The organism is Sulfobacillus harzensis (genome assembly GCF_012933365.1).
GTDB classification, from domain to species: Bacteria; Bacillota; Sulfobacillia; order Sulfobacillales; family Sulfobacillaceae; genus Sulfobacillus_B; species Sulfobacillus_B harzensis.
In genome coordinates this window covers 38,586-46,371 of sequence record NZ_JABBVZ010000023.1, presented here as the reverse complement: position 1 = coordinate 46,371, position 7,786 = coordinate 38,586, and the positions used below count along the sequence as shown (strand labels likewise).

General features: G+C 59.0%; 7 protein-coding genes. 1 reads left to right on the top strand and 6 read right to left on the bottom strand.

Features of this window, described 5'->3' with window-relative positions; all coding sequences use genetic code 11:
• On the top strand, nucleotides 1–671 hold a 671-nt coding region (locus HIJ39_RS08925), incomplete at its 5' end, for a hydrolase (RefSeq protein ID WP_420824568.1).
• Between the two features lie 161 nt (nucleotides 672–832).
• Here the strand turns inward: HIJ39_RS08925 and HIJ39_RS08920 are convergent.
• From HIJ39_RS08920 to HIJ39_RS08895, 6 genes are all read right to left on the bottom strand, one after another.
• A complete protein-coding gene (locus tag HIJ39_RS08920) occupies nucleotides 833–1,549 on the bottom strand; it encodes an SDR family oxidoreductase (protein WP_169098816.1) in 717 nt (238 codons plus the stop codon).
• Between the two features lie 50 nt (nucleotides 1,550–1,599).
• Entirely contained in the window at nucleotides 1,600–2,619 is a 1,020-nt protein-coding gene (locus tag HIJ39_RS08915; protein ID WP_169098814.1) for an LLM class flavin-dependent oxidoreductase, read from the bottom strand.
• A 405-nt stretch (nucleotides 2,620–3,024) separates the two neighbouring features.
• Nucleotides 3,025–3,204 (bottom strand): YHS domain-containing protein, encoded by a 180-nt coding sequence (locus HIJ39_RS08910; protein ID WP_169098812.1) that lies wholly within the window; start codon nucleotides 3,202–3,204, stop codon nucleotides 3,025–3,027.
• A gap of 88 nt (nucleotides 3,205–3,292) precedes the next feature.
• Nucleotides 3,293–6,157, bottom strand: coding sequence for a heavy metal translocating P-type ATPase (locus HIJ39_RS08905; protein ID WP_169098810.1), 2,865 nt, complete (start codon nucleotides 6,155–6,157; stop codon nucleotides 3,293–3,295).
• The gene (locus HIJ39_RS08900; RefSeq protein WP_169098808.1) at nucleotides 6,154–6,519 is read right to left on the bottom strand and encodes a metal-sensing transcriptional repressor; all 366 of its coding nucleotides are present in this window, start codon (nucleotides 6,517–6,519) and stop codon (nucleotides 6,154–6,156) included. Before HIJ39_RS08900 ends, HIJ39_RS08905 begins: the two co-directional genes overlap by 4 nt.
• A gap of 393 nt (nucleotides 6,520–6,912) precedes the next feature.
• A complete protein-coding gene (locus HIJ39_RS08895; RefSeq protein WP_169098806.1) occupies nucleotides 6,913–7,698 on the bottom strand; it encodes a COG4705 family protein in 786 nt (261 codons plus the stop codon).
• Nucleotides 7,699–7,786 lie beyond the last annotated feature (88 nt).

The following is a 7,786-nucleotide window of genomic DNA, read 5'->3' as shown; positions in this document are numbered from 1 at the left end:
TGACCACCGCTACATGTGTTGTAGTTGCGTCAGTTCAGGCCCTAAATACGGTACAACAAATCTTTTTTCAAGGGAGAGTACGCCACGTGGCAAACAGCTTGGAACTTAACCCTCAGAAAACGGCGCTGGTCGTCATCGACCTGCAAAAAGGCATCGCCGGGATGCCGACCGCCCCTCATTCTGCCGCTGACGTAATTCGGCGCACCGCTCAAATTGCGGACCATCTTCGCGAAGTGGGGGGATTTGTGGTGCTTGTTCACGTTGGACCTTCCCCCGACGGTAAGGATGCGCTCCATCCGATTACCGACAACGCACCGCTACGATCGGGCAACCCACCTGCTGACTGGGACCAATTTGTTCCTGAAATGACGCCAAAAGACGGCGATCACGTCGTGCGCAAGCGCCAGTGGGGTGCCTTTTACGGAACCGACCTGGACTTACAGTTGCGCCGTCGCGGGATCGATACCATCATCCTGACGGGAATCGCCACCAACATTGGTGTGGAAAGCACCGCACGAGACGCCTATGAGCGTGGATATCAGCAAATTTTTGTTGAAGACGCGTGCTCCGACCTTTCCGAGGAAGCTCACGCCTTTGCTATCAATCATGTGTTGGCCCGAATCGGTCGGGTTCGGTCGACCGACGAGGTCTTGAAGGCTCTCTCCAAATAACAGAGCAGAGCAGGAACCCGCTCCGGCCTTTTCCCGGAGCGGGTTTTCTCTTGAGACTCTCCAGCATCCGCGGGTGAGCTGTCATAATGCGCCAGACGTCACTCGTATAGCCGCGCATCCCCTGGATAGAACGAAGAGTCGACCCTCCATCGCGTGAGAGGTTACACCAGGTGAGCACCGCCGTCAATGAGCACGACCGACCCAGTCGTAAACGCATTCTCCGCCAAGTAGACATACGCTTGAGCAATCTCGTGCGGCGTCGCCACGTGACCAACCGGCAATTGATCAGCGAGATTTCGGAACATCCCCTCCCGTTGTTCTGCAGGCATTCCTCCATAGATCGGGGTGTCGACAATACCCGGCGACACCGCATTAACTCGGATAGGCGCCAGCTCTACAGCCAATCCCCGAACTAACCCCTCAACGGCGGAGTTAATGGCAGCTAACGTGGAAGCGCCCCGCGGCGGCCGAATGCCGTACACGCCGGTGGTCAGCGTAATCGAGGACCCGCCACGAAGATGGGGGACGGCCGCCCGCACGGTCAAGTACTGCCCCCAGAACTTACTGTCAAAAGCAGCCTTAGCTTGTTCGACGGGAACATCCGAGATACTGCCCATGACTCCATCGCCGGCCGTAACCACCAGGTGGTCGAAGGGACCCACTCGCTGAAAAAAGGCGGCCAGCGGTTCTTCGTGCCGAAAATCCAGTGTGGCCGCTGTAACCTCCCCGGACAATATCCTTTGGGCCTCTGCAAGCTTTTCACCAGAACGGCTCGCAATCACAACCTGGGCCGAGGCATCCAGAAACGCCTGCGCCGTCGCCAAACCAATACCCGATGTTCCACCCACCAATACTACACGCTTACCTTGCAATGCCATCCGGGCTTCCTCCTTCGTCAATCCAAATCAAATTCTTTCGTTCATCCCCATTATGACTTCCACACCGACCCAACAATCTCGTACGAGCGCAGGCGGTCGGCATGGTGATATATTTCTGAGGTAATAATGAGTTCGTCCGCTTGGGTCGCATCCAACAGCGACTGTAGCCCAGCGCGGACTGTTGGCGCATCCCCAATGATGGACGCCCTAAGTCTCCCCTCGACCATGGCTTTCTCCTGATCATCCCAAAGCGGCTCCATGTTCGCCACCGGCGGAGCCATCTGAGCCGTTTTGAGGCGGCCCCGAATCAGTTGCAGCAACTTCTGTTGTTGCGTCGTAGACAGGTAACGCGCCTTTTCCGTCGTGTCAGCGGCGACCACCGAGACCCCAAGCATCACATAGGGCTCCTGCAACACCGCAGAGGGGCGAAAACTGCTACGATAGGCGTCAAGCGCCATTTGGGTATTCTCAGCGGCAAACTGGCCCGCATGAGCGAACGGCAGCCCGAGATATCCGGCCAATTGCGCACTATAGTCGCTGGACCCCAATAGCCAAATCGGTACGTTCATTCCTTCAGCGGGGATGGACCGCACGGCTCGAGTCGACGCCTGGGAACTGAAGTAACCCCGCAACTCCTCCAGCAAGTCCGGAAAATCCCGGGCGTGCGCACGCGGGTCGCGGTGTAAAGCGCGTACCGTAAGTGGGTCGGTCCCGGGCGCCCGCCCAATGCCCAAATCAATCCGATTCGGATACAATGCCGCCAAGGTCCCGAATTGCTCAGCGATCACGAGGGGCGCATGATTAGGAAGCATAATTCCTCCCGATCCCACACGAATCGTGGAGGTTCCGCCGGCAATGTATCCGATCACCACAGCCGTTGCCGAGCTCGCGATCCCCGCCATGTTATGGTGCTCGGCAAGCCAGTACCGTTTGAAATCCCATTGTTCCACATGCTGCGCCAAATCGAGACTGCGATGCAACGCATCCGCCACCGTCCCGCCAACCATCACCGGAGAGAGGTCCAAAACGGACAAGGAGATATCTTGGAGGTTCTTTGCTGAATTCGTCATTGCGGACTTGCTCCCTTCATCCTCACTTCGCAGAGCGCTGACATCACGATTTCCCCTATTCTGTCCCGTCTATAATTTCCAATCACTCCATCATGCCCCAAACGTCACGCTCGAATGGGGCTAAGCGCCGCGCAAGCATGGGCTCCAGAGCCAAATCTGCGTGCGGCTTTAGGAGGGAATCAGGAAACCGCTGTGGCCACACATCGCCAAAATACCGGCCAACGACCCCGATGGTGAACCAGGACCGTGGGTTGCGAAAACAATCACGATCGGCACTCGCCGGAACGCAGCAAACGCATTGGTGGGTCCGGAGTGGAGTAAAGGACAACGGCAACCTAGAGCATGGCTTGGACGAGCAGGGCAAGAGGGCCGAGCGTTTCTCGGCCCTCCCTGCCGCCATCGGTGCTAACCCGCGTATTTTGCGGGGTCTTGATCAAAGCGGGTCTTGCAGCCCGGCGCGCAGAAGTAGTACGTCTTCCCGGCGTGAGTACTACGAGGTGTAGTGTCGTTGACAGCGACGGTCATATGGCAGACAGGGTCAACAACCTTACCGCCTGCGTGTTGCGCATCCGACTTGTGGTCCATTGGTTTCACCCTCCTAAACGATAGTCGGCAGCCCTGTTGTCAGGTCCACGACAGGCGACCCGATCCGTCCGGCATCAGGGCGCCGGGATTACTGGGGACCGTGATCATGCCCAGACGCCATGAGGGCGTCGGACTTCGCGTAGGTCGTTGGGTCTTTTTCGAAGGCCCGCTGACACGCGGCATTGCAGAAATAGTACGTTTGGCCCGCGTACTCGGTCTTTCCCGCTTCCTCGCCAATCGTGACGGTCATCTGGCACACGGGATCCACCGCAGTCATAGACGCGGCGTTGCCGTCCATCGCCACCGATTTCGTCCCGGCAAGATAGCCGTCGGGGTCCTCGCGAAACTCGGCCAGGCAACTCTTGGCGCAGAAGTAGTAGGTCATGCCCTGGTACTCCATCTGCCCCGCCTCTTCCCCAATGGTCACGGTCATGCCGCAGACGGGGTCTACGGCGGTTTGAACTGGTCCCGCTGGCTGAGGTATCGCGGCCTCTTCGGCCGCGAGCTCGGCGGCCCAGCGATCCTCGGTGGCCGTGAGGCCCGCGAACGGATTGTAGCGCTTAAGCAGCGCCGAATTGCTGGTCACTAAAATCGATGACACAGCCATGGCGCCACCCGAAATCACCGGGGCGAGCCATCCCACGGCCGCGATGGGAATGAGGATCACGTTGTAGAAGAAGGCCCAAAAGAGGTTTTGCCGGATCTTTTGCATCGTCTGCCGGGATAGCCGCAGGCTCGCGGGAACGCCTCGCAAATCACCACTCATGAGCGTGATGCCCGCGGCGGCGATCGCCACATCAGTTCCGGTGCCGATAGCAATGCCGAGATCGGCGGTCGCCAGCGCCGGCGCATCGTTAATCCCATCGCCCACCATCGCTACATGCTGGCCTTGGTCCTTCAGGGCTTGCACGACCTCCGCTTTTTGGGTAGGCAAGACTTCCGCCTTCACGTGATCGGCCGGGATGCCCACCTCCGCGGCGACAGCTTCCGCGACTCGTCGCGTGTCGCCGGTTAAGAGGTACACGGCGACACCGTCTGCATGCAAAGCCTGGATCGCCTCACTGGCCGTGTCCTTAATGGTATCCGCGACAGCGATGAGACCCGCATAGGCATCATCGACGACGACGTACAAAGGCGTCTTGCCTTCCTGTTCCAGCCGTTCGATGACCACGTCAAGGTCATGTACGGAAACCAGAGCGTCCGCCGCTGCGCGACGACTGCCTACCATAACGGAATGCCCCTCGACCTCGGCTCGTACACCCTGCCCCGGCTCGGCCTTGAATTCTGCCGCGGTAGGCACCTTGAAGCCCTGTTCCCGAGCGTAATTGACCACCGCCCGGCCCAGCGGATGTTCGGAAGCCGCTTCGACCGCGGCTGCCCAACGCACCCAATCCTGGCCGCTGGGCTCTGACGCTTCCCCTATCACGTCCGTTACGGCCGGCTTGCCCCGGGTCACGGTTCCCGTCTTGTCTAGCACCACGGCATTAATGGTCCGCGCGGTTTCTAAATATTCCCCACCGCGGATCAACAGGCCGCGTTTGGCCCCCACTCCGACCCCGGCGGTGATCGCCGTCGGGGTGGCGAGGCCTAACGCACACGGGCAAGCCACCACCAAGACCGCGACCGCCGGCAACAGGGCGGAGACCACGTGTCCCGTCACCAGCCACCACAACCCGAAGGTCACGATGGCAGCGGCAATGACGACCGGCACAAAGATCCCGGAAATGCGGTCGGCCAGTCCTTCAATCGGGGCTTTTTGCGCCTGGGCCGCTTCCACAGCCGCCACAATCTGCGACAAGGCCGTATCACGACCCACCTTGGTCGCCTTCACCCTAAGGGTTCCCGTTTGGTTCAATGTGGCGCCTACTACCGCATCGCCCGCTTCCTTTGCTTGCGGCATCGGTTCACCGGTGAGCATGGACTCATCGACGTGGCTGCGACCCGATACGATGATGCCGTCGGTCGGTATCTTTTCACCGGGCCGCACCACCAGTTCCATACCCGGCTCCACATCGTCAATGGAGAGCGACTGTTCCTCGCCGGCGATCATCACGTGCGCATCCCGAGGAGCCAACCCCATCAGTTGCTTCATCGCCGACGACGTGGCTCCCTTGGCCCGTGCCTCGATGAGCTTCCCGAGGCTGATCAGCGTTAACACGATGGCAGCATCATCGAAGTAGAGCGCCCGGTGGGATCCCGAGAACAAGAGTCCAACACTCAGGCCGTATGCCGCCGTCGTTCCCATGGCGACCAGCACAGACATATTGGCGTTTTTGTTCTTCAAGTTGTGATAGGAGTCGAGGTAATAAAACCCGCCGACGTAAGCCTGCACCATCGTGGCCAACCCGAATTGGAGCCAGGGGTTCCCCAATCTGGGGACGCCCGCAATCCGGGTAATCAGCCATATCGCCAACGGCAACGAAAAGACCCCGCCGACGATGAAGCGGGTCAGCCACCGGCGAATCTCCTGCTGACGCGCTTCCTGGGCCGCATCGCGCTGGGCGCTTAAATCTTCCGTGGGCACACCCCAGTCTTTAAGTTGCCGCCGTACGTCCGCTGGGCGGATGGACTCGGGCAGGTACGTTACCACCCATGACTCCGCCGAAGCTTCAAACCGTGCCTGAATCACGCCGTCGAGCCTCTTGAGGCGTTCGGTGAAAGCCGCGGCGTTGGCTGGTTCGAGCGGTTCGCTGGGCTTGAGGCGCATGGTATCGGTGATAGCCTTATACCCGATGTCTTGGATTTTGGAAACCAGGGCATCCAAGTTGACCGCCGTCGGATCAAACGTCACAGTCGCTTTTTCGGTTCCAAAATTGACATGGGCATCAGCCACACCTGGGTATCGACTCAATCCCTTTTCGATGCGCAAGGCGCAACTCGCGCACGTCATGCCGCTGATGCCGACCTGAATGTGGGCGGTGTGACGGGTGTCGTCCGTCTGTTGTACGCTCATGCTGTCCCTCCTTCAACCGTTCCCGGAACGGTTTCGCCCGACCCGCAATGAGGATGGGGTGTCGTCCCGGCGCGGCCCGCCGGCTCCATCGACGGGATGCCCTTGCTGTACCGAAGCGCGGAAACCAATTCTGTAATTAAGCTTTCCCCTGATCCCGCCAGGATCGCATCGGTGACGCAGGTGGACAGGTGATTTTTTAACAAAACCTGCTGTACGCCCTCAAGACTCGCCTGTACCGCCGCTAACTGCTTCATAATGTCGACGCAATAACGCTCATCGTCCACCATAGCGGACACGGCCTTCAAATGTCCGATGGCGGCCCTCAATCGGTGGCTGGCGTCCTGCTTGTACTCGGGAATCACGCATACACCCCCTCCGAACAAATATCCTTTAACACAATCATACCCCACCCCCCGGGGGGTGGGTCAACATCCATAAGAGCGACGTTATTCAGCACGCCGGGCCTTGGTGAGTTCATTGAACTGTTGGGGTCTCAGTCGGTCGACACGCGGCGATCACGCCTCATGGCGCGGTAAGGTCCATGAGCTTCGCTGGGACGGCCGAATGGCGAGGCCATGGTTATGGGCATCCCATGCGCATGACAGCCAGACGTCGGTCCAGCGGCGTATCGCCTACTCAGGGACGAAGCAACCCAAGCCCATGACGGAAGCCGCCGACATAGTGACGGTGGGGATCAACCCAGGCGGGTTATGAACGCCCGGTATTCACATATTCCGGCGAACATCGGGTGTCGCTCAACCGGCGCTGCGCTCTTGGATGTCAAGATGGGTAATCGTCAAAAAGCCCACCACGAGAATAATGGCGGCGGTGAGCACAAGCGCCACCGGACCCTTGCCATATCCCAGTCCGCTAAAACTCTTGGGCATGCCGAAGTAGTCGGCATACGATGCGCCCAACGGTCGGGTAAGGATGTAGGTGATCCAAAACGCCGCAATGCCGTTCAAGACTCCGAAGCGCTTCAGAATGCCCGGGATGAAAAAGAGTACGGTAAAGAGAATTCCTGAGGCCAGGTAGCCGAGGCGAAGCGTGGTGGCCGTCATATCGCCGGTTGCCGTTCCCAAGGCGAAGGTGGACAAGATCGTGGCCCAATAGAAAAATTCGCGCCGGGGCGTGTAAATACTATGGATGGACAGCGTGCGCTCGGAGGCGTGCCAGGCCATGAGAACCACAGCCAAAATCACAGCAAAGGCGGAGCTCGACGCATAATACGGCACCCCCAATGCCACGTGGGTTGCGTCGGCCACCATGGTACCAAAGATTGCCACCATGGTCACCGCAAACCAATACAAAGGCGCATAGTAGCGCCGCGCTTTAAACTGAATGCACATCGCTAGAGCCCAAACAACGCCGCCCGAAATTACTGCCAAATACGGGTTCATGTGGTAGACGAAAAAGTCGGATGTGGCCTCCCCCATTGCCGTTGTCAGCAGCTTTGCGATCCAAAAATAAAGGGTGATCTCCGGCACTTTCGATCGGCGCGGCCGCCGCCGCGATGTGACTCGTTCCCGACTTTGTTGCATTTAAAACGGCGCTCCCGATAGTAATATTGGTCCTAGCATCTTGTCCTTGAAACCTGTCTCCTCTGCGAAAAGCTGACACGCCATTGCA